The sequence below is a fragment of the Butyricicoccus faecihominis genome, from assembly GCF_024462775.1.
Lineage (GTDB): Bacteria > Bacillota > Clostridia > Oscillospirales > Butyricicoccaceae > Agathobaculum > Agathobaculum faecihominis_A.
The window spans coordinates 43,717-69,874 of the sequence record NZ_JANGCE010000019.1; the positions used below are offsets into that span (position 1 = coordinate 43,717).

General features: G+C 54.3%; 23 protein-coding genes. 5 read left to right on the forward strand and 18 right to left on the reverse strand.

Annotated elements, in window-relative coordinates:
* Positions 1-24: 24 nt before the first annotated feature.
* The 10 genes from NE562_RS10725 to NE562_RS10770 all read right to left on the reverse strand — a co-directional run bounded on the left by NE562_RS10725 (position 25) and on the right by NE562_RS10770 (position 11,179).
* Positions 25-1,017: a sugar ABC transporter substrate-binding protein gene (locus tag NE562_RS10725; RefSeq protein WP_280962414.1), complete on the reverse strand. Its 993-nt coding sequence runs from the start codon at positions 1,015-1,017 to the stop codon at positions 25-27.
* A 53-nt stretch (positions 1,018-1,070) separates the two neighbouring features.
* Positions 1,071-2,042, reverse strand: a complete 972-nt coding sequence (locus NE562_RS10730) for an ABC transporter permease (protein WP_280962415.1) — start codon at positions 2,040-2,042, stop codon at positions 1,071-1,073.
* Positions 2,039-3,541 carry a sugar ABC transporter ATP-binding protein gene (locus NE562_RS10735; RefSeq protein ID WP_280962416.1) on the reverse strand — a complete coding sequence of 501 codons (1,503 nt, stop codon included), beginning with the start codon at positions 3,539-3,541 and terminating at the stop codon, positions 2,039-2,041. Before NE562_RS10735 ends, NE562_RS10730 begins: the two co-directional genes overlap by 4 nt.
* A 15-nt stretch (positions 3,542-3,556) precedes the next feature.
* On the reverse strand, positions 3,557-4,534 hold the full coding sequence (locus NE562_RS10740; protein WP_280962417.1) for a carbohydrate kinase family protein: 978 nt from the start codon (positions 4,532-4,534) through the stop codon (positions 3,557-3,559).
* Between the two features lie 14 nt (positions 4,535-4,548).
* On the reverse strand, positions 4,549-5,592 hold the full coding sequence (locus tag NE562_RS10745; RefSeq protein ID WP_280962418.1) for an NAD(P)-dependent alcohol dehydrogenase: 1,044 nt from the start codon (positions 5,590-5,592) through the stop codon (positions 4,549-4,551).
* 11 nt (positions 5,593-5,603) lie between these two features.
* The gene (locus NE562_RS10750; protein ID WP_280962419.1) at positions 5,604-6,668 is read right to left on the reverse strand and encodes a zinc-dependent alcohol dehydrogenase; all 1,065 of its coding nucleotides are present in this window, start codon (positions 6,666-6,668) and stop codon (positions 5,604-5,606) included.
* Positions 6,668-7,579 carry a class II fructose-bisphosphate aldolase gene (locus tag NE562_RS10755; protein ID WP_280962420.1) on the reverse strand — a complete coding sequence of 304 codons (912 nt, stop codon included), beginning with the start codon at positions 7,577-7,579 and terminating at the stop codon, positions 6,668-6,670. The genes NE562_RS10750 and NE562_RS10755 overlap by 1 nt, the downstream gene beginning before the upstream one ends.
* 12 nt (positions 7,580-7,591) lie before the next feature.
* A complete protein-coding gene (locus NE562_RS10760; protein ID WP_280962421.1) occupies positions 7,592-8,536 on the reverse strand; it encodes an aldo/keto reductase in 945 nt (314 codons plus the stop codon).
* A gap of 220 nt (positions 8,537-8,756) precedes the next feature.
* Positions 8,757-10,595, reverse strand: a complete 1,839-nt coding sequence (locus tag NE562_RS10765; RefSeq protein WP_280962422.1) for a histidine kinase dimerization/phosphoacceptor domain -containing protein — start codon at positions 10,593-10,595, stop codon at positions 8,757-8,759.
* The gene (locus NE562_RS10770; protein WP_280962423.1) at positions 10,592-11,179 is read right to left on the reverse strand and encodes an ANTAR domain-containing response regulator; all 588 of its coding nucleotides are present in this window, start codon (positions 11,177-11,179) and stop codon (positions 10,592-10,594) included. The genes NE562_RS10765 and NE562_RS10770 overlap by 4 nt, the downstream gene beginning before the upstream one ends.
* Positions 11,180-11,509: 330 nt before the next feature.
* Here NE562_RS10770 and NE562_RS10775 point away from each other — a divergent pair, with 330 nt between their 5' ends.
* On the forward strand, positions 11,510-12,346 hold the full coding sequence (locus NE562_RS10775) for a hypothetical protein (RefSeq protein WP_280962424.1): 837 nt from the start codon (positions 11,510-11,512) through the stop codon (positions 12,344-12,346).
* 154 nt (positions 12,347-12,500) lie between these two features.
* On the opposite strand, the gene NE562_RS10780 is transcribed toward NE562_RS10775, so the two are convergent.
* The 6 genes from NE562_RS10780 to NE562_RS10805 all read right to left on the reverse strand — a co-directional run bounded on the left by NE562_RS10780 (position 12,501) and on the right by NE562_RS10805 (position 20,440).
* The gene (locus NE562_RS10780; RefSeq protein WP_280962425.1) at positions 12,501-14,204 is read right to left on the reverse strand and encodes an SWIM zinc finger family protein; all 1,704 of its coding nucleotides are present in this window, start codon (positions 14,202-14,204) and stop codon (positions 12,501-12,503) included.
* Between the two features lie 501 nt (positions 14,205-14,705).
* Positions 14,706-15,725 (reverse strand): zinc-dependent alcohol dehydrogenase, encoded by a 1,020-nt coding sequence (locus NE562_RS10785; RefSeq protein ID WP_280962426.1) that lies wholly within the window; start codon positions 15,723-15,725, stop codon positions 14,706-14,708.
* A 30-nt stretch (positions 15,726-15,755) separates the two neighbouring features.
* Positions 15,756-17,138 carry an MFS transporter gene (locus NE562_RS10790; RefSeq protein WP_280962427.1) on the reverse strand — a complete coding sequence of 461 codons (1,383 nt, stop codon included), beginning with the start codon at positions 17,136-17,138 and terminating at the stop codon, positions 15,756-15,758.
* A 45-nt stretch (positions 17,139-17,183) separates the two neighbouring features.
* Positions 17,184-18,134, reverse strand: a complete 951-nt coding sequence (locus NE562_RS10795; RefSeq protein WP_280962428.1) for a transketolase family protein — start codon at positions 18,132-18,134, stop codon at positions 17,184-17,186.
* Between the two features lie 3 nt (positions 18,135-18,137).
* On the reverse strand, positions 18,138-18,992 hold the full coding sequence (locus tag NE562_RS10800; protein ID WP_280962429.1) for a transketolase: 855 nt from the start codon (positions 18,990-18,992) through the stop codon (positions 18,138-18,140).
* Between the two features lie 380 nt (positions 18,993-19,372).
* The gene (locus tag NE562_RS10805; protein WP_280962430.1) at positions 19,373-20,440 is read right to left on the reverse strand and encodes a zinc-dependent alcohol dehydrogenase; all 1,068 of its coding nucleotides are present in this window, start codon (positions 20,438-20,440) and stop codon (positions 19,373-19,375) included.
* Between the two features lie 253 nt (positions 20,441-20,693).
* On the opposite strand from NE562_RS10805, the gene NE562_RS10810 reads away from it, so the two are divergent.
* Complete coding sequence (locus tag NE562_RS10810) at positions 20,694-21,143, forward strand: hypothetical protein (protein ID WP_280962431.1); 450 nt, start codon at positions 20,694-20,696, stop codon at positions 21,141-21,143.
* Between the two features lie 6 nt (positions 21,144-21,149).
* On the opposite strand, the gene NE562_RS10815 is transcribed toward NE562_RS10810, so the two are convergent.
* Positions 21,150-22,235 (reverse strand): NAD(P)-dependent alcohol dehydrogenase, encoded by a 1,086-nt coding sequence (locus tag NE562_RS10815; RefSeq protein ID WP_280962432.1) that lies wholly within the window; start codon positions 22,233-22,235, stop codon positions 21,150-21,152.
* A 148-nt stretch (positions 22,236-22,383) separates the two neighbouring features.
* On the reverse strand, positions 22,384-23,556 hold the full coding sequence (locus NE562_RS10820; protein WP_280962433.1) for an MFS transporter: 1,173 nt from the start codon (positions 23,554-23,556) through the stop codon (positions 22,384-22,386).
* A gap of 218 nt (positions 23,557-23,774) precedes the next feature.
* Between NE562_RS10820 and NE562_RS10825 the strand changes: the two genes are divergently transcribed.
* The 3 genes from NE562_RS10825 to NE562_RS10835 form a co-directional block, all read left to right on the forward strand.
* Positions 23,775-24,695: an AraC family transcriptional regulator gene (locus NE562_RS10825; RefSeq protein ID WP_280962434.1), complete on the forward strand. Its 921-nt coding sequence runs from the start codon at positions 23,775-23,777 to the stop codon at positions 24,693-24,695.
* A 153-nt stretch (positions 24,696-24,848) separates the two neighbouring features.
* On the forward strand, positions 24,849-25,595 hold the full coding sequence (locus tag NE562_RS10830; protein ID WP_280962435.1) for an N-acetylmuramoyl-L-alanine amidase: 747 nt from the start codon (positions 24,849-24,851) through the stop codon (positions 25,593-25,595).
* An 88-nt stretch (positions 25,596-25,683) separates the two neighbouring features.
* Positions 25,684-26,158: FAD-binding oxidoreductase (locus NE562_RS10835; RefSeq protein WP_330645906.1), on the forward strand; the 475-nt coding region annotated here is incomplete at its 3' end.

The window sequence follows — 26,158 nt, forward strand, 5'->3', positions numbered from 1 at the left end:
GGCCGATTTCCCTTTCCCAAGCTTTTAATAATCCTTATAATCCGCTACATTCGATGCGTCGACCGCGCTGAACGGAACGATTTTATCCGTTGGCTCCTTGCCATCGCGAATCTCTATGCAAAGTTCAATAAACGCTTTCGCCTGCGCCTTGTAGTCCTGTAAGACACTCATGGACATTTCACCCGCCGCGATGGAATCCTGCGCTTCGGCGGAAGCGTCGAATCCGGCCACGATCACATCGCCGTCGAAACGGTCGGCCGCTTTCATCGCTTCGATGGCCGGCAGCGCGGTCTCATCAGCGGTTGTCACAACACACTTGATGTTGTCGTATGCCTGCAGCCAGTTTTCCATGATCTTCAGGCCTTCGTCGCGGTTGTTATGCGCATCCTCGCGGGCGGCGACGGTAACGTCGTCACGTCCGGCGTCCTTTAGCGCCGTTAGCATGCCTTCCTCGCGGGCCAGCGATTGTTGATCGCCGTCATGGCTGGCCATATAAAAAATCTCTGCGTTTTGCGGGAGATGCTCTGCCAGCCACTGCCCCTGCAAATAGCCGCCGTCATAATTCTCCGATCCGACATAGGCATACTTCTCATAGCCGTCCGCCCGGTCGGTCAAACCGTTCAGCAGACCCACGCACCATGCGTCCGCTTCTGCACAGGCGGTTGCGACCGGCATGCAAGCATCGGAGTCATCCCAAATGCCGCCGACGACCTGCGCCCCTTGCGCCAGCATGGATTCCGCGTTGCTGATCTCGGTATAAACATCACGGTTTGCCTGTGTCAGCAGCACGGTCATGCCCTCGGCCTCCCCGTACTCCTTGATCGCGTTGGCAAAATTCATGCAATAGACGCAGGAGCTTGTGGAATATTCGCAGCCAATGATAAACTCCTTTGCGCTTCCCGCGGAGACGCTGTCCGCGCCGCTCTCCTCTGCGCTTGGCGCCGCCGGTTCGCAGCATGCCGACAGTCCGCCCACAAGCATCAGTGCCGCCACCAAAATGCTGATTGCTCTTTTCATGATTTTTCCTCCTTAGATATTGGTTTAATGTGAATGAAATTTAGCTTGCATACTCATTTGTTGCTTTTTTTCGTATTGATATCAATAATGACCGCCACAGCGATCAGCAAACCCTTTGCGATCGTCTGCCAGTTACTGTCAAGCCCCATCAAAATCATGACGTTATTGATGATACCGACGATGATGGCGCCGACGATGACGTTGAACATCGAGCCGTGGCCGCCGCTGAAGCTGGTACCGCCGACCACAGTCGCCGTGATCGCGTCGAATTCATACCCGCCGGTCGTGATGTTGGGCGTTGCCGCCATCATGCGCGACGTAAGGATCAGCCCCGCGATACCGACCAGCGCGCCGTTGATCACATAGGTCAGTCGAAGGATTCGGTTCACATTGATACCCGCCGCGATACTAGCCTTCAGGTTGCCGCCAATGGCGTACATGTATAGGCCAAGTCTGGTTCGTTTGAGCATAAACTGCATAAGAATTAGTACAAGCGCGAGCAAAACCAGCATATTGGGTATGAAATCAAACAACTTACCCTGACTTAACCATTTCAGCTTATCCAACCCTTTTATCGTTTTGCCGCCGCTGTAAAGATAGCTCATGCCTTCGGCAAGGCTCATAATGGCAAGCGTTGCGATAAACGGCGGCAGCTTGAACCAAGTAATCATGCTACCGCTGATGTAATTGAGCACGATGCCGATCAGCATGGCGACGGCAAAGCATACGATCACGGAATTGGTTTGCAACAGCGCATTGGCTGCAAAGCAAGAGGAGACAGCCGCGACAGCCGAGGCGGACAGATCGATACATCCGCTGACGAGCAATATCGTTTCGCCCGCCGCAATGACCGCGACCGCCGTGATCTGCTTCATGACGTTCGTTAGGTTGGAAGCTTTCAAAAAATTGGGGTTTGCGATACAAGCCCCGAGAAACACGATGATCATGATCAAGAAAATGCCGTATTTCTGATAAATTTCGCCTACGCTGCTTTTGTTGAGCTTGGAACCTACGCCATTCTTCATAGTTTTCTCCCCCCATCGATGATGGTTTTCATGATACCGTCCTGCGTCGCGTTTTCGTGCGGAAATTCGTCCAGAATACGGCCGCTGTCCATCACGATGATGCGCTGGCTGACATTGATGACCTCCGGCATTTCCGAGCTGACGATGATGATCGCCATGCCCTGCGCCGCAAGATCTTTAATAATCTGATAGATCTCCTGTTTCGCACCGATGTCGATGCCTCGCGTCGGCTCATCCATAATCAGAACCTTGACATCCTTTCGGATCAGCCACTTGGCCAGCACAACCTTTTGCTGATTACCGCCGGAAAGAAACGCGGTCTTTTGGTGAATAGACGGCGTTTTGATCCGTAAAAGCTCTGTTTGCCCGCTCACCTCCCGCGCAATGCGTTTGAAATCCAAACCGCCGTATTTTGAGTATTCCTTTGCGCTGGGGAGCATCACATTTTCACTCACCGTAAGATCGCCCACAAACCCATGGATGGCGCGGTCCTCAAACACCAGACAGATTCCGGCCCGAATTGCGTCTTGGGTTGAGCGTATCTTGACTTTTTCTTTGTTGATAAAAATACTGCCGCTTTGGTATGAATCCATGCCAAAAAGCGCGCGCATCACTTCGCTGCGTCCCGCTCCGACCATGCCCGAAAAACCCAGCACCTCGCCCCGATGCAGTGTAAAAGAGATATTTTCGAATACGCCCTGTCTGGTCAGGCCCTCCACGCGGAGCACCTCTTCCGTGCCGCATGTTCCCACGGGCGGATACACCTTACCCATATCGCGGCCGACCATCATTTGTATGATCTTAGCCTCCGAAGCTTCTTTTCTTGGAATGGAGCCGATCAGCTTTGCATCGCGCAGAACGGTAATCGCGTCGCACAGCTCCATAATCTCATCTAGCTTATGACTGATGTAAACGACCGCTATCCCTTTAGCCTTGAGCGCCCTGACCTGCTCAAACATTTTCTGAGTTTCCACCGTGGTAAGCGACGAGGTGGGTTCGTCCATGATCACAACCTCCGCGCCGCGTGAGATCGCTTTGATGATCTCTACCATTTGACACTGAGCGATACTGATATCGCTCATTTTGGTTGTCGGTTCCATTTGTAACTTGAGCTCGCTGATCAGTTCTTTTGTCTTTTGACAGCGCGTTTTCTTGCTGATCACACCGCCTGTGGCGGGCTCCCGCCCCAGAAATATATTTTCCTCAATGGTCAGTCCGGGCACATAGGCCAGCTCCTGCGGGACGATCGATATTCCCGCGTCCAGCGCTTCCCGCTCGCTACGAAAGTCAACAACTCGCCCCTTATAGCGGACCTCGCCCGCATCCTTTTTATAGGTGCCGGATAGTATTTTCATTAAGGTAGATTTGCCCGCGCCGTTTTCACCGACCAGTGCGTGAATACTGCCTCGCCGCAGCGTTAAGCTTACGGAATCCAGCGCTTTAACGCCGGGAAAGCTTTTTGTAATGTCCTTCATTTCAACGATCACGTTGTTTTCCATAGCTCCCGCCTTTCCTCATATGCACGGCGTGATTTGCATGCGTTTGTTCCGGCTTTCCAGAAAAGCCTCCACCTGTTTCGCGCTTTCAATCCCGGCGGTTGCGCCGACCCTCCCCACAGCCAGTGCGCCCGTGGCCGAAGCGTATGCCGCACAAGCCTCCAGCGGCAGTCCGTGGATCAGCCCCGACATGAATCCGGCCGCATAGCAATCGCCCGCGCCGGTCGTATCGATCGGATCAACATAGAAGGGCTGCTGAAAAAAACGCGTTTTCTTATTTTTGATCAGGCTTCCTTTTGCACCGAACTTGATCGCCACCGTGCCGATGCCTAAATTCAAAAAGTAATCCGCCATTTCATCGGGATCACGCTTGCCGGACAGCATGGCTGCTTCCCGTTCGTTGGGAAACAAGTAATCCAGATAGGGCAACGCGTGCCGCAAGCCGTCTAAAGAGCAGTGCGCCGCAGTCGGGCCAACATCGGCGCAGGTGATCGCGCCGTTTTGCTTCGCCGTTTGGAATAGATGTGTGAGCGCCCGATCGTCAAACTTTTCATGCACAAAAATGCTGCCGAACGCGATGAGCCGCGCCCTCCGTATCACCTCGTAATCCACATCGTCCTCGCAGAACTCGGTGCGTGATGTTTTGTTTTTGCTGATCGTATAGATCCGTTTGTCCTTCGCGCCAATCAAAATATTATTGGCCGCCGTCGGCGCATCCGGATCGCGGTAGACCGATGCAACGTCCACCCCCGCCGCTTCGGCTTGCTCCAGCAAAAAACGGCCGATAAAATCGTCGCCTACTCGACTGATCAAACCCACGCGGTTTCCCAGCTTGCTCATGGCCATCGCTTCGTTTACCGCGTCGCCGCCCGCGCTGTAGGTGATCGATTCCGCAAGATTTGGCTCGGTTTCCAAAAACGTATTGAAATCCAAGCCGCTTGTTGAAATATCCAGCAGACAGGTGCCCAGACAGATGGCGTCAAATTTTTTATCCATGGTATCCCTCCGTTTCAGAATTTGATAACGGCTTTGACCACGCTCTGCTTGTTGTGCTCCGCCTGTTCAAACGCAAGCTGTGTATCCTCAAAGGCAAATTCATCGGTCGCGAGCTGGTTGATATCGATTCGCCCGCTCGCGATCGCCTCGATCGCCGTGGGATAAATGTTGGCGTAGCGGAATGTAAAAATCAGCTTGACCTCTTTTTCCGTCAATTCGTAAAGCGTAAGCGTCGTCGGCGCATTGACGCTGCCGACCTGTAGGATCGTACCGCCGCGTCCAATGAGCTTTGCAGCAAGCTGCACGGTTTCCGGCCGCCCGGCTGCTTCCAATACAAAGTTCGGCAGGCCGCCGCCCAGCAGCGTCCGAACCTTTGTGAGCGGATCTTCACGCGCCGAGTTGATCACCGCGTCCGCGCCCAATTCCAATGCTTTTTGCAAACGGTTATCGAATACATCAACCATGATGATCTTGGAAACGCCGCGGGCTCGTGCCGCCAGCAGCAGCGTCAGACCGATACAGCCCGAACCCAAAATAACGGCTACATCGCCCAGACCGATACCGGCGCGCTTCGTCGCGTGCAGGCCGATGGAAAGCGGCTCGATCAGCGCGCCCGCTTTGGTATCGACATTTGCGGGGAGTTTGAACGCCATATGCGCCGGATAGTCGATATAGCGGCGCAGGGCCCCGTTGAAATACGGCGGACACGCCATAAATTTTACCTCCGGGCACAGGTTGTACCGGCCGCTTTTGCAGAACGCGCACCTACCGCAAGGAACGCCCGGTTCCAGCGCAACCTTATTCCCCACCGTTAAGTGCGTGACGTTTTTGCCGGCCCGCACCACCTCGCCCGCGCATTCGTGGCCAATGATAAAGGGGAGCTTATGTGCGCCGTTTGCAACCTCATGGTTGTGGTCGCCGAAAAAGAATAGGTCGGAACCGCAAATGCCCATGTATTCCGTACGTACGATCACCTGATCGTCGCCGCAATCCGGCATTGGAATTTCCCGCTTTTCCATTTTTCCTACGCCTACCTGATAAAACGCCTCGTTTTTCATCTGTTCCCCTCCTATTCCGGCAGCAGCACTGCTTTGGCGACCTGCTGGGATCGCATCATTTGATACCCAGTTTTATATTCACTAAGCGGTAAAACCGCGCCGATCAGGCTTTGCAGATCAAGCTGTTTGGTTTCGAGCAGCCGCATCACCTTGGCCCACGAGGTGCCGTTATAACCCATGTGGCCGATCACCGTGATCTGTTTATCAATCAGCGGCAGCAGCGAATATCCATACGCTCCGGGCGGATTGCCGATACGGACGAATTTTCCATCGTGCTGCAAATACTCCATGGCCTGATGCATGACAGCGGGCGCACCCGCCGCGTCCACCACGATGCCAACGCCGTCCTCTCCCGCGAGCTGCCGCACGCGGGCGGGGATGTCCTCCTCATCCGCAACCAGCAGATGTGTCGCGCCAAATTGGTGAGCCAAGGGGAAGCGCTTTTCCACATCGCTTTTCATGCCGATGCAAATGATGCTGCTCGCACCCGCAAGCTTTGCCATTTGCAAGCTGTATAAGCCGAGCGGGCCAAGCCCGACGATCACGACCGTGTCCCCCGGCCGGACTTGTGCTTCCTGTATCATGGCACGGTACGCATTGGCGGCGGGCTCCATAATCGCGCCTTGCTCAAAGGAAACACAGTCCGGAAGCTTCATGAGGCAGCTTGGGTAAAGCTTTAAAATATCGCCGGGGATTCTGCAATATTTTGTAAAGCCGCCGTCCATGCCGGAACCAAGCGTTTTGCGGTGCAGACAATGCACAAAATCGCCGCGCAGGCAAGCCGAGCATTGGCCGCACGCATAACCGGTGTTATCGGAAACGACACGGTCGCCGATTTTCCAGCGGCCGCTCACACGGCTGCCCAGTTGGCAAATAACGCCGCAAAATTCGTGCCCCAGTACGAACGGATGATCCGCGTTAAACGCACCGTTTTCCCAGTGCAGGTCGGCGCCGCAGATGCCGGCGGCCCTCACTTCAACCAAAATGTCGTCTTCGCCGCAAACTGGAACCGGTATTTCCTGAAGCGCCAGCTTGCCGCGTTCCAGATACCGCAGCGCGGTCATGGTCTCACCCATTACTGAAACCTCCTCGCCGTCACTGTTTCCGTTTCAGAGACCGGAATGGTAAGGGTCTGCGTGTTGAATACCTCCAAAATATGCCGTGTTTCCGAAACAACGGATTCCATGCCCACTTCGAGCATCTGACGGGAGGTCAGCCGCTTGCCCGCCTGTGCATTCGAGAATTCCCGCATAGCGTCCGCACAGTTGATCATCATACCGGAGATATAGTTGACCTTATTGATCCCGCCTGCGACAGCCTTTGAAAATTCCTCATCCGGCAGGCCGGAGCCCCCGTGCAGGACCAAAGGCAGATCGCCGACGCGGTCGCGGATCTCCGTCAGGCGTGGAATATCCAGATGCGGCGTACCCTGATAGGGGCCATGGTTAGAGCCAAAGGCGACGGCCAGCGCGTCAACGCCGGTAAGGTTTGCGAACCGCTCCGCTTCCTCGGGCTTCGTATAGAACTGGGGCTTTGCGATCCCCTCGTCGGGTGTGCCCTCGTAACCGCCCACATGGCCGATCTCGGCTTCCACGCTCACGCCGCAGGCATGCGCGGCTTCCACAACCTTGCCGACCAGCGCCACATTTTCTTCAAACGGCAAGGTGGAGCCGTCGATCATCACGCCGCCGCAGCCGTAATGGATCGCCCGCATGCAAAGCTCATAACTGCCGGCGTGGTCGATCATCACACAGACCGGGACCTTGGCGCTACGCGCCATTTCCAGCAGCATCCGCAGATGTACGTCTTGCCGGAAATCAGCCGGGAATGTAAAATCACCGGCAAACATCAGGATCAGCGGGCGGTTCATTTGCTCACAAGCGAGCAGACACCCCTGCGCTGTGAAAAAGTCATGTCCGTTCAGCGCGGGCACGGCGTATTTTTTCGCAACAGATTCGCTTAGTATCTCTTTTAACGTTACTAACATGATGCCGTCTCCTTAACAGTCCAGATACGTTTCGATCGCTTTGTTGATGGTTTTCATTTCTTCATCCGTCAGCGTCCAGTCAAAGCCGCCGCAGTTTTCATTCGCTTCTCGGGTATTGCGCGAGCCGCAAAGCGAGGTATCGACAAAATCGCGCTGTGTGTTCCAATTCACCGCGATCTGCGCCAGCGCCGCGCCGCGTTTTTCAGCAATCACATCCAGTTCTTTGAGCAGTGCCATCACCTTAGAAAACATCGGCTCGCGGAAATACGGGAAAAAGGCGACGCGCGCGTCGTCCGGCGCAAAATTCGGAAGGGACCGGTACTGTCCGGTCAGCACACCGCTGGCAAGGCTCGAATAGGTCATCGTACCCATGCCCCGTCTGTGCGCCCACTTGAGGAATTCCTCGTTCGAGCGGTCGCACATGTTGTAACACATCTGCACCGCCTCGATCTTCCCATACTTTTCGGCTTCCAAAATCTCTTCCTTGGTAAAGTTGGAAACACTGATGTGGCCGATCTTGCCCTGCTGTTTCAGCTCGTTCAGCGCGTCCATTGTTTCCTCGATCGGCGTGTTTTGATCGGGCCAGTGAATCATGTAATTATCGATATAGTCGATACCCAGATTGCGAAGCGATTCCTCACAGCACTTTAAAATAAAATCCCGGCTGCCGCAGCGAATAAAAATGTTGCCGTAAATATTCATGGTGCCGCATTTTGTCGTAATATACAGCTTGTCGCGGATCCCCTTGATGCACTCACCCACTATTCGCTCGCAGTCTCCTGCTGAATAGGACAGCGCCGTATCCAAATGGTTTACGCCGTTCTCCACCAACGCGTGAACGGTGTCGATCGCGTCTTTCTTCTCGATCGCTCCCCATTCCTTGCCCCCAAGCGTCCAGGAACCGATACTCAGACAGGATATATCCCATCCGTAATTGCCAAATGATTTGTAACGCATTGTCATACAACCTCCTTAAACATAAAAAAACAGAATGCCCCCGCTTATTACAGCGAAAGCATTCTGCACTTTCTCTCATCACATTCGGCAAAAAACCCTTCATGAGTCCCGCCAAATCTATTCACTTTTGATGGGCTAAGTATAACCTCACCCCAAGTCCTTTGTCAACACTTTTTTATTTTTTCAGTAATTTACGCTATTTTTTGATACTTATTTTTGTTCAATCTTTACTATTCCGCGCGTCATACACATGCGAGGTCGGAAACAGGATCCGCACCGTCGTTCCCGCGTTATTCGCAAAATCCACCGTGCCATGCAGCCCCGCAATAATGCTTTTGACCACGGACACGCCAATGCTCCCCGACAGCTCCATTTGTTCCCGATTCTTCAATCCGCATCCATTATCTGCGATGATCAACTGTATGTTCTTACCATCGTTGTGACAAAAGACGCGGATCACATTATCCTTACGCCCCTGAAAAGCGTGCTTCATGCAGTTACAAATCAGTTCATTGACCACCAGCGATATCTGCGTCGCCTTATTGTATGGAATACTGATGTTTTCCACGTCCAGATCGATGCGCACATCGTCTCGCTCATATATTTTGATCACTTCTTTCACGATATTGTAAAGATTTACAATGCTACCCTCGTTTTTATCTTTGGCCAGCAGGTTATGCACGATCGCTATACTGGAAATACGCGATATGATGGATTGAAAAATCTCATCGATGTCGCCGCCCTTTTCCTTGTAGTGCAGCTTCTGCATATAGATCATGGAGGTGATCATTTGTAAATTATTCTTTATTCTATGGTGACTTTCTTGCAGTAGCATCGAACGGCCGATCAAGTTGGAGGTTTCAATCGCAATCGCGATCTCTTTGCCAAAAGTTTTTAAATACCGCTCATCGGTCTCGCTGAGCAGACGGTTCTCCCGGAAGGATACTTGAATCAGCCCGCTAATCTGTTCATCACGGTTGACCGGCATACAAACAATGGTGCGTATCTCGCGGTTCTCCTGAAAAAGGGCTTCATATCCCGCGTTTTGTCCGGATAGGATTACAAGCTTCCCTTCACACACCAGCCGGCAGATCGCGTCGCTTTTCAGACTGGGCACTGACAATTTTGTCTCGTTGTCCCGTATCGTGTCTATTACGCCGTTTACCTCTTCGTTGAGCAGGTAGATCACGCTGTTTTGCGCACCCAATACTTTGGTGATATCCTTTGCAAGATACAGCAGTTCTTTTTTCAGCTCCGAACTCGAAGATAAAATATCGCGCGCATTGACAATGGTTTGCAAAATATTCCATTCCTTGTCGCGTGAATCTCGTTGAAGCGGCGCCCAGCCTGACAGCATGTACATGATCTCTTTGGGATTTTTGATCACATCCTCGGTCTTGGCGGTTATTTTAATCAGCCCGTCATCCAAAACCGATATTCTGTCCGAGATATGCAGTGCATCGTCCAGATGGGAGGTCACAAACACGATGCTTTGTCCGCGTTGTTTCATTTCCCGCAAGATATTGAGCAGCCCGCCTCGGTTGTCCTTATCAATATCCAGAAAAGGCTCGCTAAGCACCACGATAGGGCAATTTTTGATATAAGCGCGCAGAAATTCAAGCATTTTCCGATCTTCGCGCGCCATTTCACGGACTTTTTTCCGCAAATCCAACTTGATCTGGAACTGCTCAAGCAGCTCCTCACATCGCCGCAGCTCCTGCCTCTTTTTTAAACGAAAAACACCTGTCTTCGTCAAAAAAATATTTTCCGCAGCCGATAAGTACGGGAATTGGTTCGCCCCCTGACGAACCACATCGATCCTGCGCTCCTTCCTGCAAAACCGCGCCGGCTCGCCCAATAAGAAGCATTGACCGGAATAGTCCGACAAATCGCCGCTCAATAAATCGACAAACTTTCGCAGTTCGTGCGTGGCCATGCCGACTACCGCGTGGATTTCCCCCTTTTGCAGCGCGAAACTGAGATTGGAAAATAGCTGCTCTCCGTCGCTGCGAACAGAAATATCCCGCATTTGCAGCACCGTTTCCGCCGTTTTATTCATTTGATTTTCTCGCTTACATCTACGATCTTTTGCGCCACCACGGCCATTTTGGTGTTGGTATCCGCACTCTTTTTTTGCAGAGCTTTCATTGCTTGCTGCTCGGTTAAGCCAAATTGATCCATCATCACACCCTTGGCCCGCTCGATGATAATCCGCTCCTTCAACTTCGATTCCGCTGTTTTCTGTCCCTGCTCCGCCTTCCTGCGCTTTTGAAATTGGCTTACCGCGATTTTGAGGGCCGAGCGCAACTCATATTCATCTATCGGCTTTTGCAGGTAAGCGAAAACACCGGCCGCGCAAGCGCGCTCCACATAGTTTTCATTCCGGTAGCCGGTCACGATGATCGTAGGGATCTCTTGTTCTTGATTGACGGTATCCGCCGCCGTGATCCCATCCACTACCGGCATATCGATATCCATGATCACAATATCCGGCTGTTGTTTACGGATTCCGTCGATTGCGGCTTGTCCGTCCAACGCGGTGCCGACAACCTCATGGCCGCATATCTTTACAAGCGCTTCAAAGCCCATGAGTACGATCGGCTCATCCTCTGCAATGAACACCCGTAATTTTTTATCACCCATGTGTATCCCCTTTCTCAATCCAGAATCACTGATATATTTGTATATTAATTATAGCACCCAATCGTTCCTCTCACAATTTACAATCTCGAGATGTCCTGTCATTCTTATATATCCACAAAAATCGCCCTTCTTTTTTGGTCAAATCGTTAATTTTCTTAAGCGTTTGACAAACCGCTTGACAACTTCTATGTAATATGTTTTAATCGGTACAACGAAATTGAGTTTATGGCAGATTCAATTTCTTTGTGGTAAGAAAGTGACGGATGCTTTCGCTGTATAGGCGAAAGCATCCGTTTTTTTTATTCAATTTTTCATTAAGGAGTGTAAAAAATGAACTACCAATTTAAAATCGACCCACAAAAGTTACCTGCGCTGACTGAGGAACAAAAAGCTTGCCCTTATGCAGCGCTATATGAACGGGATATCGCCGAACCCGAAGCGGATATCCTCGCTGCCTTTGCGCCCGATCACGAGATCGCTTCCAGTTTGGCGGTCATGCCGGAGGACTTATGCAAAATTTTAGATCCGAATTTCCACCCCACAATGGGTTATTGCGTCATGCCTAACGGCGTCGGCTATTCCTGTACAGTGGTTCGATTGCCCGGGGCAGTTCCAGAAATGTATGATTACCGGCTAAACTTGGTTTTCGCAGAAGATATGGGGTTTATTGTGGAATATCCCGGCTTCCATTTTGAGCATTACGACGGTCTGTGTATAGAGGACAACGGCGCGGGACCCAAAGCGCTGATCCTTGACCGCAATTATTCCTTTGCCGAATTGGGTTTTCCCGGCGATCCCACGAAAATCAATTCCGATATTCTCAGCATTTCCGCCCACGATCAGGATATCGTGGCGGTGGAAGGTCCCATCGACCCGAACCGCGACAAGGGCGTGCTGATTTTGGTCAACAAGCGGATAGCAGGCGGCATGGAGCAGTGGTGGTTCGTCTATTCCGGCTTGCATATTCAAGACGGCAAATCCGCCGTTGTACTGGCTGCGGACGAAGTGATCTCCGCCGAATCCTGCCGCAGAAAGGGCCTGCATCTTGCCTATGAAGCTGTCAACCAGCTTCAGTATTTGCCCATGCTCATGGAGCAGTATCCGTTCCGCGCGTTCACGCCTCCGCGCCTCTGGCCCGAGCGCTACCGCTTCCTGCAGCATAAATAGACTATCGTTGAACCCACAATCGAGTAGGCTAGTGATCAATTCCCCTTCTCTCACACCATCATATGGATTCCGGACTTTATCCGGTTTGAAACGTGCATCGCCGGTTGCACAAACAGCAAGCCGCTGTGCATAACTTCGCGCACAGCGGCTTGTTTTATAATTGTTTGGCCGCCTTTCGCTCCAAAAGCGTTAGCTCCTCCTGCAGGGCGCTGCGGCGGGGATATGTTTCCCGCAGTTCCATGACCAGCTGTCTGGCTTCGGCGGTTCCTCCGTAACCGATTAGCTTTTCAAGGAGTGAGCACAGCTTTTGATAGTCCCGCCGATTCTGGACTAGCTCCCCGACGGAACGGATCTGTGACGCGCACAGCGCATACACCCGCTGCGGGTATTGTTTGGCCAACTGGTTTCCGTAAATAAATACCGTATCCGGTTTTCTTTCTACTTGCTCTATCAGAAGCGCAAGCTCCGATTCCTTCGCTAAAATCAACATGTATTGATCGCAGGGGCGCGATGCGGCAATCGACTGCAAAAGCGACGGATATTCCTGCTCCCAACAGCCATCTGCCTGCAGACGCTTTTTCAGTTCATCATAGCACTCCAGCTTACCCAGCAGGAGCATAGTGCGCAACTGCGCTGTCAGCTTCTTCTCCTGTCCGGCAGTACGATAAATATTACAGAGAAGCTCATGCCACTGGCTTGGAGAGCCATAGGGATTACGGGATGTTGTTTCGGCTTTTTCCAGACACAGCTTTTCCGCACGCTTGTAGTTCCCGGCGTCCATATCCATAATAACCGCCAACTCCCGAAGCCGATCAAAATCCAGATGCTGTGAAAGAAAATCTCTGGCAGCTTTTGCTCCCTCCATGGTTTCGATCAGGCGAAAACGGGTTTCCATATTTGCTTCCATGCAATATTCTCTGCCGTATTCCATTTTACCGGCGGCGGCAAGCAGCTCGTCCAATAATGTGCGCAGCTTGGGCGCACTTTTCTGATCGGCGAGCAGCGCTGCGCAGTTTAAAAGATCGTAGCGCAAATCCTCCCAGTCGTCAAACGTCTTGTTAGGCGCGATTTTCAGAATTTTGTCAAAGGAAACCTGTTTTTTCTTGGGCTCACCGCTTTGAAGGCTCGCCGCCGCATTCTCCAAAAGCTCCAATCCGTAATCCATCGTGTCACACAGACAACCCGAGCTGCTGTCCGCCTCAGAGGCCAGTTTTGCCCCGATGTGCAGCATCTCCAGTGCAAGGGCTATGGCCGCGGCAAACCGCCCGCGCTCCACGTGACGGCGCGCTGTTTCGAGAACCTCGTCCATATCATTGCAGATTGCGTCACAGCCCCGCATGTCAATATCGCCTCTGTGCGTGTTGCGCCGGATGGATGCGTGTATCATCTCTTTTGCGGTGCTCAGTTCCTGCTCATCAGGTGCGCCCAGCGCAAATAGGACATTGGCGCAAAAACGCTCATCTTCCTTGGTGTGCTCCAGAATCAATGCCGCAAGTTCCTTCTTTGACGCCTTAGACAGCAGTGGTTCCAGCGAAAACGAAGGTTTGTTTTTATTTTTTCTAGGCGTAGTCTTTTTCTCTTTTGCTTTCCCGTTCTGCACAGCGAGCAACATCGCAACCACATGCTTGCACACATCCCCGCCGTCATAGGGGCAGGTGCAATACCAATCCTTTACCTCTTGCTCCTCGGAAAGCTGAATATCCACATCATACGGCTCCCAGTCGCTCCCGTGCACCTTTGCGGAATAGTGACAGCCGTCCCGAACGAGACGCTCGACCATGCCATTTTCGTAATACCGCACACCTCTGTCATAAATGCGTATATCCACAGCGGACAGGAATTCTTCGATCGTTTTCATATTGATACATTTCCTTCATCAATCAATTGAAATTCCTCTATTGTATCTATTTTACTCCTCAGTTATTTCAAAGTAAATATTTTTAGGCTTTCATTCTGATCGAACTCATGGCATATCCAAATATGAGCGATGCTTTTTCCAATCAATACGAACTGCTATCGACAGACTGTCAAAAATACTTTTTTGACCGTCTCAGCGTGTCAAAGAATCCCTCGCGCCACAGCGCGCATTAAATAGAATTTTGCCGCTTGCGGCAAAATTCATAAAAACCGGGAGCATGTATCTCGGTTTGCTCTCATTTAATCGCCGCACGGCGGCGGTCAGTGGATAGAGGCCTACGGGCTATACAAACCGACTTCAAGTGTGCCTAAAAGGCGCGCGCAGAAGCCGGAATTCTCGATCGAAATGGGGCTTTGTTTCGATCGACAGACTGTCAAAAATACTTTTTTGACAGTCTGGTGCGCGCCGCAGAAGAACTATCTGCGGCGCGCATGTCTATTATTACGGCTTACTGCAATCCAATAGGATTTTGGGGTATTTCGCGGTTTTAAACACCTCGAAACTCTCAACCGCTTCGCTCAGCGGCATGACCTTGCCGATGATCTTATCGGTTTGCATCCGTTCGATCATGTTGATCGAACGGTTCATGATCGTCGTCGTGGTGAACACCGTTTGAATGCGGCCTTCCTTCATATACAACGCATGCAGGTTGAGCGGCATTTCAAACTGGGGCGGGAACACCGCAAAGTAAACGGCGGTGCCGCAGCGCGCCAGAATCTCGATCGGCGTCGCGGCCGCCTTGGGCGAGCCGGACATTTCAAACACGTAGTCAAAACCTAAACCGCCGGTTATCTCCATTGCGCGGGCGGCCGCGTCTTCATGAAACGGGTCGATCACATACTGCGCGCCCATCGAAAGCGCCAGCTCACGCTTTTCGGGCACCGGGTCGATCACCGTAATGCGCGCCGCGCCCGAAAGCAAGACCTGATTGAGCATGATCGAGCCTATGCCGCCGACGCCCGCGACGCACACGGTCGCACCGTGGCGGATGGGCGCCAAATCCATCGCGCGCAGACAGCAGTTTGTTGGTTCAACGATCGCGTAATCGCGCAGTTCCGCGCTGTCGGGCAGTTTGTAAATGGTCTTAACGTCGGTAACGACGTATTCCGCGAACGCGCCGGTCGGCTTGGAATGGATGCAGTACTGCGTCATGCCCTTTTTACACCATTCGCATTCGCCGCAATGGGAAACGGGGAACATCGTCACCTTGTCGCCCAGCTTATAGCCCGCGGCCTCAGCCTCCGGGCTCAGTTCAACGAGCGTGCCCGCCGCCTCATGTCCAAGCGGCGCGGGCGGCTTACTGCCCATCACGCCCATGGTGACCATATGGACATCGGTCGCGCAAAGCGCGGCGTAAGCGATCTTCACCTTGACTTCCCCCGGCCCCACCGCCGGAATATCCACGTCGATCAGATCGATCTTGTTCTCATCCAGCCACCAAAGCTGCTTCATTTTTGCCATAGTAAAACGCTCCTTTCAAAAGCCGACCGGTCAATTCGCGAGCCCGCGTTCGCGCAGATTGCTGACGATTTCGCCGTAAGTCTTCTTATCCAGTTTGTAGGAGAACATCGCGATCGCACAAACGATGGAGAACAGTCCGACAAAAATATGCGAGCCAAAATTCATGGTGAAAAGCACGGCGTCGCTCTGCGTCGCGTTCGGCACATAGCCGACGATTTGCAGAATAAAGGACGCGCCCGAAATCGCAACCGCCTGCCCGACCTTCAGCATAAAGTTGATGAAGGTCGAAACAAAACCGGCACAGTAAACGCCGTATTTGTGATAGGTGTACTCCGCCGTGTCGGGCATCATGCCGAATACGTTGCCCAGCATCATACCGGTGCCGAAGCCCATGCCGATATTCATCACATAGTAGAGCGCCTGACCGACAGGCGTAGTGATCGGAAGAAAGAACGAAATCAGCGCGCAAGTGGCGATCAGCGAGAAAGCTACGCCGCTTATCGTCCCCTTGTTTTTCACGCGAGGCACCAGATAGCTTACCGCGAACGCGCCCACCATGCCAAGAATGGACTGAAGGGTCTGCGTATTGGCGTAAAGCAGATCGTTGCCCGCGTTATATGTGCAGAAATACAGGCGGAAAGTCATGCCGCCCTGAATAATGCCCCAGCCGGCATAGGCGATGGCGATCTGAATGACCGGCCAGTTGCCCTTGAGAACCTTGAACTGCGAAATGAACGAAACCTTCTTGGATTTGCTCATGTCCACCTGAACGACTTCCTTCGTCGACAGGATCGTGATGATAAAAAACGGCAGCGCCATTGCGGAAAAAATCAAAGCGGCCTTGCGGTATCCGGTCGCGCCGCCGCCCGTCGCATTGACGATACGCAGTGTGGCAAAACTTAGAATGGTCATGGCGAGGAACGCGCCGGTCATGCGGTAGCTGGAAAGCGCGCTGCGCGTATCCGTATCGCGCGTCATAGTCGCCGGCATCGCCGAATAGGTCACATTCACCATCGTGTACAGCAGTACCAAAATAAAGTACATGCCAAGGCCCCACCACGTGCGCGCGGTTTCCGACCAGTTAGGGTTGGTGGTAAAGGTCAGCACGTTGAAAACCAGCATGGGGACGCAAGCAAAGATGATCCAAGGGCGATAGCGGCCCCATTTGCTGTTCGTATGATCAGCCAGCGAACCGATGACCGGATCGTTGATCGCATCCCAAAATTTTGAGATAAAAATAATGATACCGACCGTGGCGGCGTTGATCATCGCAACGTCGGTCAGGAAAAACACCAGATATGCGCTGACGAGCGACCAACTCATATTACAAGCAAAGTCACCGCAGGCGTAACCGATCTTTTTGGGAACGCTCAGTTTGGTATATTCATCGACTGTTGCAGGCGCAGTACTCATTTCGGTTCCCCTTTCTCTGTATCCCTGTTTATATGTCTATCCCCGTCACACCATTTCCCGAACCGCCTTGACGACATCGGCAATATCGTAGCCGTATTTCCGGCGCAGTTCTTCGCCGCTGCCGAAACCCGCGTAAACCTGCGGTATGCCGAAGCGCTTGAAGTTTTTTGGCCTGATCGCGTTGTCGACGAAGAAATCGGAAATGGAGCTCGCCAAGCCGCCGCGCATCAAGTGGTCCTCCCACACGACGATGTTGCCGGTCTCTTCGACCGCCCTGCGCACCACGGCTTCATCAAACGGCTTGATGGTGTACATGTCGACCACGCGCACATCAATGTTTTCTTTCGCCAGTTCCTCGGCGGCGTCAAGCGCCTCGCCGACCATTTCGCCGTGGGCCAGAATGGTCGCGTCTTTGCCGTCCCGCGCCGTCACGCTGCCGCCGATCGAAAAGTCGACCGCGCCCGGTTCATACAGCTGGCGGTCCTTTTTGCCCTGTGCCAAACGGATGTACATCGGCCCCGGATATTCCATCGAAAGATGGAGGATGTCGCGGATCATGTTCGGGTCGCAGATGGAAATCACCGTCATGTTGACCATCGACTTGACAATCGCAATGTCCTCCATCGCATTATGGGTAGAGCCGCCGCCCGAGGTCAGCCCGCCTCCTGTGCCGATAATGCGCACGGGCAGATTCTGATAGCACACCGCCGTGCGAACCTGCTCGCAAGCGCGCATTGACAGAAACGGAAGCATGCCCATGATGACCGGGATGTTGCCTTCGAGCGCCAGCCCCGCCGCCACGCCGACGCAGTTCTGTTCGGCTATGCCGACGTCGATATAGCGGTCCGGGAAGTCCTGCCGGAACTGTTTCAGGTTCATGCCGACATCGGGCGTGCAGACAAACAGCCTGTCGTTCGTCTCGCCGATTTCATGCAAGGCATCGCCAATGACGCTGCGCGCCGAAATCCATTCCCCAAAATTAAAAGAACCAGCCATCGTTTACGCCTCCTTACCGTAATTCTTCGCGAGATTCTCAAGCGCCTGCTTGAAATCCTCTTCATTCAGGCTGCCGGCATGCCAGCCGACCACGCCTTCCATGAAATCAACGCCCTTGCCCTTGCGCGTGTGCGCGATGATCGCGGTTGGCCGCAGAGAGGACGAAGGCGGTAGGCTGTCGAGCGCGTCGACGATGGCGTTCATATCGTGGCCGTCAATCTCGATCACATTCCATCCGAACGCCTTCCATTTGTCCGCATAGGGCTCCATCACGGTGATCTCCTCCGTGTGGCTGCACATCATCTGCTTGTTGCGGTCGATCACCGCGATCAGATTGCCCAGCTTGTACGACCGCCCCGACATCGCTGCTTCCCAAACCGAACCTTCACAGGTTTCGCCGTCGCCCAGCATGCAAACAACGCGATGGCTTTCGCCTCGTGCTCTGGCCGAAAGCGCCATACCGACCGCCATCGACAGCCCCTGTCCCAACGAACCCGAGGAACACTCGACGCCCGGCAGCTGCACCTTGCAGGGATGCATGCCGTACGCACTGCCCAGACGGCCGTAGGTGCGGACAATTTCGTCGTAATCGAAAAAGCCGCGCATCGCCATAGCGATGTACATGCACACCGCGCCGTGGCCCTTGCTCAGGATAAACCGGTCGCGTTTTGGATTGCGGATATCGCTCGGATCAACGTTTAGCCCGTGGTGGAACAGGCCGATCAGCAAATCGGTCATCGACAGATCGCCGCCAATATGCACCGAGCCCTCGTAAACGCCGCACAGGTTAATCAGTTTTCGGCGCATTTCGTACGCCAGATCGGTCAAACGCAAAACTTCCTGTTTGTCTGCCATCATACATACCTCCTCGGATTTCGGTTTGGAAAAACGCGCCGCAAACATTTTGGTACTGTTATTGATAGAAAAACAAGGTTTCACCCAGAAATATGATTCCTTTATCCATGTTTTGTCTATTTTTACCTTACGTCTGCGGATTCGTTGTCTCTGTTAAGCATCATACGACAGTTTTTCAGGTTTGTCTGCCGGCATAGCGGACATGAAATTGTTTTTTCTGTCCAAAATCAGCCGCCTCACCTGCGCATATTATGCAAAATGTACAAATTACCGCAAGAGCTTTTTGCATATGCCACGATTCCCTCCGCGACACCGCACCCGGATAGAAAGCGGCTGCCGGAGACTTTTGTCTCCGGCAGCCGCAATAGAAGGATGAAGCGCTCTTATTCCAGATCGGGATTGCATTTGACGAGGATCTTGGGATATTTACCGGTCAACTGCGCGTCAAACGCCGCGACAGCATCGTCCAGATCGAACACGGTTTCGGTCAGGCACTTGAGATTGAGCCGCGAAAGCATTTGTAGCGCGCGTGGGTAGGCGTACGGCGCCACCATGACGCCTGTGACGGTGATTTCGTTAAAATAGCAGTATTTTGATATATTAAACGGCAATTCATACTCGTTCGGATACTGCGCGCCGTAGATCAGCATGCCGCACTTAGCCGTAATATCGGGCAGCGCAGTCACCGCGCGAACCGAACCCGAGCAGTCAAGGACGATATCGTAACCGCGGCCCTCGGTCAGCTCCATCGCGCGGTCGACAACGCTTTCGCTGGACGGGTCAATCAAATACTGCGCGCCCAGTTCGCTGGCCAGCGCGCGGCGGTCGGCGATCGGCTCGATCATGGTAAGCGAGGTTGCGCCGTACAGGTTAAAAGTCTGCAACGCGAGCAGACCGATCGGTCCGCCGCCGCACACGCAAACGCGCATGCCCGCTTTCATTTGCGCCTTGTCCATCATGCGGATGATGATCGACATCGGCTCGAGCAGGCAGCCTTCTTTCAAGCTGATCTCCTCGGGCAGCTTATACACCTGATCCTCATGCCAAATCAGTTCGGGCGCATAACCGGGACGGTTATAGGTCTGCGCGTTTTCGCAAAACTGCTGTTGCCCGTTCTGGCAGTAATAGCAGCCGCCACAGAAGCGCAGAAAGTTGCCCGCCACACGATCACCCACTTTGAGTCCCTTGTGGTGCGCTTCCGGCCCCAGTTCGAGCACAACGCCCGAAATCTCATGCCCCAACGGGATGGGGTCGGTCGAGCCCTGCTCCTGCCCGAAACAGCCGCCCACACAGTGCGGATCGGATCCGCAGATCGCACAGTAGGCGACCTTAATACGCACATCCTGCGGCCCCATCGCGGGAAGCGGCAGGTCAAGCAGCGCAACCTTGCCCCGAGTTTCCGGATTGGGGTCTTTCATATCGCCGACGCGCACGCCACACAGTGTTTTCATTCCAAACAGCCTCCTTTATTTGCCGTACATCACATTCGTCTACACGAGGGGGCAGCCCCCGTTATGGTTCATCTTACAGGCGTTTTCACGCCGCTGTCAACTTCGATTCAGCCATGATTGCGCACATTCCTGTCCTTTTTGGGGCTATAAAAATTTACCTCCGCTTTTTCTACACCCGGCCGTGTCCGCATTTGCTGACAGCGCGCCCGCGGCCTGTTATAATGAGGGCAACACAAGACATGGAGGGGTTTTTATGAGCAAGCTAAAGGAACAACGGTTGGCCGCCCTGCGCAAGGAACTAAAGCCCGGCGAGCGGGTTGAAGCCGCCGGCGAGTTCAGCGCGGCGCGCGGCGTCTGCATCTTTTTTGCCGTCGCCCTGCTTTCCTTTGCCGCGGGGCGTATATTCGCCTCGCAGATCGTCGTGCTGATGCTGACCAATCTGCTTTCGATGTGGATGATGGTCGACGCGGCACGCGCGCTGTTTACCGCGCAAAGCTCGTGCGTACTGGTGACCGATCGCCGCGTATTTGGCTCCGCGGGCGACAAGACGTTCAGCCTGACGCACCGCCAGATCAAGCAGATCTACGAGCGCTTCGGCTTGTTCCTCGATTCCGGCGAGGCGCATTCGAGCGTCATGCTGCGCTATCTGTCCAATCAGAAAACGGTGCGCGAAGCGCTCGCGCGGCATCGCAAAGCCGCCTGACCCTACTTAATCCTCCACGCGCAGCACGGCTTTGATCGCGTCGCCCCGGTGCGAGGCGGCAAAGGCCGCGTTGATCTCCTCAAACGGATAATAACGGATCAGCCGGTCGACCGGAAACCGCCCCGCGCGGTAATAGTCAAGCAGCTTGGGGATGAAAGCTTTCGGCACCGAGTGCCCTTCGCTGACGCCGCGCACGGTTTTTGCGGCAAAGCCTGCGTCCAGTGTGACCGTCGAACCCGCACCCGCCATGACCAACGTGCCCAAATAGTTCAAAGAATCCAAGCCGGCGCGCAGCATGGGTTCTGCGCCGCTGGTATCGATCGCATAATCGGCCCCGTAGCCCGTGATCTTCCGAATGGCCGCCGCCAAATCGTCCGTCTCTTTCCGATTGACGGTATGGGTCGCGCCCAGTTCCGCCGCAAGCGCCAGACTACGCGGATTGCCGCCGACTGCGATGATTTTTTCACAGCCCGCGATGCGCGCGGCCATAATGGCGCACATGCCCACCGTTCCGCAGCCAAACACCGCGATAGACGAACCGAACGGCGGCTTCAAGCAGTTGAGCACGATCCCCGCGCCCGTTTGCACGCCGCAGCCAAACGGCGCGACCAGACCGAAATCGAGATCGTCGTCCACCTTGACCGCATTGCGCGCCTTCACCACACAGTGCGTCGCGAACGACGACTGGGAGAAAAACGATGCGAGCGCTTTGCCGCCCAGCTTCAGCCGCCGCGTGCCGTCCGGCATAACGCCCATAAAATTCAAAGCGCCCATCTTCTCGCAGGCGTAGGGCCGCCCGCCGACACAAGGGCCGCACTTGCCGCACGAAGCATAGGTCATCACCACATGGTCGCCCGGCTCGCATTCCGTCACCGCCGCACCAACCGCCTCGACAACGCCCGCGCCCTCATGCCCCAGCACCGCGGGCAGCGGTACGGGCAGGTGCTGCATCTGCGCCGCCTCGTCGGTGTGGCAAATGCCCACCGCTTTCACCCTGACCAGAATTTCATCCGGTTTGCACGCCTCCAATTCGACGCGCTCGATAGCGAACGGAGCGCCGCGCGCTTTGGTCACTGCCGCACGAATCCACATAGAAATACCTCCTCTTTGTTTTCTTTTTTGGGTGGTTTATTTTTACATGCTTGAAGTGAAAGTATCTGAAAACCGTCCTACCATTTCGTAAACTGTTCCATTCACTATTTCACTCCAGCATGATAAAATAAAAGCGTGTTTTTATAGCTCATGCCGTCTCCCCTGCGTCGCGCGCGGCGGTATGCCGCGCCAAGCTTAGGCAGCACAGCGTCAGCAGCACATACCCGGCAGCGGCGAGCAGCATCATGCCCCCCTCGGTCGCGATACCGGTCGCGGCGGCTATGGCGCCAAAAACCGGCGCGGACAAAAACTGGCCCGCGTTCGAGATCGCGCCATTGATCCCGAACGCATAGGTTGCCTGTTCAGGCGGCGCCGCTGCGCTGATCATCACCTGTGTCTGCGGCAAAAACCACGCAAGGCCAATGCCGATCAGCACGCTGCCCGCATACAGCACCGCCAGCGTGCCGGACCGTGCGATGATGAAGAACCCCGCCATTGTCACCGCAACGCTGACCGGAAGCATCCAGCCGCGCAGCCGCTTATGCAGCGCACCAAACAGCAAACCGCCCGCAAAGCCGCAGCCGTTGACCACCGAATAAGACAAGCCGGCATGCGACGCGTCGCCCAGCCCGGTATTGGCGACAAACAGAGAAATGTTGTTCGTGTACGCAAAATACAGCACCAAATAAACCAGCGAAAGAAACGCCACGGCAAACACCGCGCCGGGCAGCCGCCCGCGGCTTACCCGCGTCTCCGTTTCGGCTCGCCGCGCGGGACCGCCGTCCGGCAGGCAAATCCAAACGGCCGCCATTACCGGCAGACCGATCAGATACGCCAAAAAGCAGTACTGCCAGCCGACGACCGACAGCAGCCCGCCCACATAGGTGTAAAACGCGCCGCCCAACATGCCAACCGCCGAGACCAACCCCAATACGGCCGCGCGCTGTCCGCCCTCGAAATGCTCGGCCGCAAGGCTGGCCGTCAGCGGCACGACCAACCCGATCCCCGCGCCGTACAGGCAGCGCATGACCATGATCACTGGGAACACATGGATGAAGAACGGCGTCAACCCGCCGATCAAAAACAGCACACAAGCGAGCAGCAGCAGTTTTTTCTTGCTGATATAACGGCAGAACACGCTGCTGAACAGCGTGACCGGCGTCTGCACCAGAATGGGCAATGTGATCAGCATCTGCACCAACCGTACCGGCACTTGCGGAAACGCCGCCGCAAGGTCGGCCACACCGGACGCCGTTGCCAGCGCGCCCATCGTCAGCATGGATACCGCGCATAGCGCGGCTTTAATCCGAAGCTTTCCCATCAGACCGCCTCCTGTCCGACAAACTCTAGCAAACCGCTTCTCTGTTTTGATTCTACCGTTTCCCCGTGCCGGCGAACAGGCGATACCCCGCCATAAGTTTCGTGATTTCGTCACTTTCGGCCCGCTCCGGCCGGCAATTTCGTCACCTTGCACAAGAATCAGCTACATATTTTTACATGAGATTCGCCGGTTGCACCGGCGGAAAGGATGAACCGCCCATGGATTACACCGTGCTGGATGCATTTGCCGGCATCAATTTAAAAATACCGCTTTTATCCGCCACGCTCACCATTTACGACATCAGCTATTTCACCAATACCCGCTCGACGGATTTCGCGCACAACCATTTCTTTCACGAGATCTATTTGATGCTGGATGGTCAGGCGTCCGTGGTGGTCGACGCCGAGCGGCTGCCGCTTTCCAGCGGCGAGCTGCTGTACCTCGCGCCGGGCGTGACCCACCATTTCGATTACCTGCCCGGCACGGAATTCCGCTACTGCAATTTTGCTTTTGATATCGACTATAAACCCGCCGAACTCAATCTGCCCGAATCCATCAAGGACGAGCGCTTTCTGATTCAGAACATGCGGGCGCACCCTTGGCTGCGCGCGCATGACGGCTTCGGCTGCCGCGCCGCCGTAGACAGCCTATGCTACTCCCAGCAGACGCACTATATGGGCGATTTCATCAAAATCCGCAACTACATGGCCAATTTTTTCATTTCGGCGCTGCAGGCTTATTCCCCGATTAAGTCCCGGCCGGATTTTATCGAAGCCATTACCCCTGAAAACGAGCGCATTAAAAACCAAACGCTCAAGATCGCGCATTACATACAAACCCACTATACCGACGACCTCTCCATCGAAAACGTATCCCGCGCGCTGAGTTATTCCCCCCGCCATATCCAGCGCATGGTGTCGGGTTATTTCGGCATGTCGTTTTCCAACCTCGTGCTGTGCTACCGCATCGGCCATGCGCAGCACCTGCTGTACCTGACCGATTTGACGATCGAGCAGATCAGCGAGCGCTGCGGTTTTAGCAGCAGCAAAATTTTTACAAGACATTTTAAAGAGCAGCATGGTATGACGCCAACCGAATACCGCCACCAAACGCGCCGCCGAAACGGCCGCGACGGTTAGATAACCCTGAAAACAACGGGGGAAAAATATACGGCGAGGCCATTCTCATTTTTTGTTCGGTTTGCCGGGCGGCGCGCGGTCCGGCCGTGACAAGTCGCCGCGCTTGCGCATAGTCTGCTCCTAGGAAACGCTTTTTGTATAGGAGGTTACGCTATGCCCAGCATTTATCTTTCTCCCTCGACGCAAGAGTACAACCCGTATTACGACGGAGGCGGCAGCGAAGAATATTACATGAACCTGATCGCGGACGCGATGGTACCGTATTTGATCTCTTCCGGCATCGAATTCACCCGCAACACGCCGGATATGACCGCGGCGTCCTCTATTCAGGCATCAAACGCGGGTGATTACGACGCGCACGTCGCTCTGCACTCTAACGCCGCGCCGCCCAATCTGTCCGGCCAGCTGCGCGGCACCGATGTTTACTACTATCCCCGTTCCGACCGAAGCCGCCGTTTGGCGGAAATTACCGCGGCCAACCTAAAAGCCCTGTATCCCCTGCCCGATCAGGTGCGCGCCATTCCCACCACGTCGATCGGCGAGGTCGCCCGCACACGCGCGCCCGCCATACTGATCGAGTTTGCCTACCACGACAACCCGGAGGACGCCGAATGGATCAAGAATAATATCGATGCGCTGGGCCGCAACGTGGTGCTTTCTCTATGCGAGTTTTTCGGCATCCCCTTCGTCGAGCCCGAGCCCATCCGAACGGCCACGGTAGAGGTGGAATCCGGCAACCTGAACATCCGTTCCGCGCCGTCGCTCACCGCCCCGATCATCGGCAAAGCGCCGGACGGCGCGCAGCTTTTCGTGCTGGGCCAGTACGACGGATGGTATGTGGTGCGGTATAACGAGTACGAGGGCTATGTACGCGGCGACTATATTGTGCTAAACTATTAAATTTTGATTGAATATCCCTTGCGTTCAACGACTAGAAACGATATAATATTTCTGTTCGATGCGAAAACGCAAGGAGGTACTTATTGCTGTGTATCAAATTCTGGAAAAGCGGACACTGAACGCAAATACCAAGCTGATGGTGATCGCGGCGCCGCACGTTGCGCGGAAGGCCGAGCCGGGGCAGTTCATTATCCTGCGCGTGGATGAGAACGGCGAGCGCATTCCGCTCACCATCGCGGACTACAACCGGGAAACGGGCGCTGTCACGATCATCTTTCAGGAGGTCGGCGCGACGACCATGGCGCTGGGCGAAAAAAACGTCGGGGATTCTCTCGCCGATTTTGTCGGCCCGCTGGGCCGTGCAAGCGAGCTGGAGGGCCTGAAGAAGGTCGCCGTCGTCGGCGGCGGTCTGGGCTGCGCCATCGCCTATCCGCAGGCGAAAAAGCTGCACGAAATGGGGGCCGAGGTAGATCTGATCGCCGGCTTCCGCTCCAAGGATATTATTATCCTGGAGGATGAGATGAAAAACGCCTGCACCAATCTGCACATCGTCACGGACGACG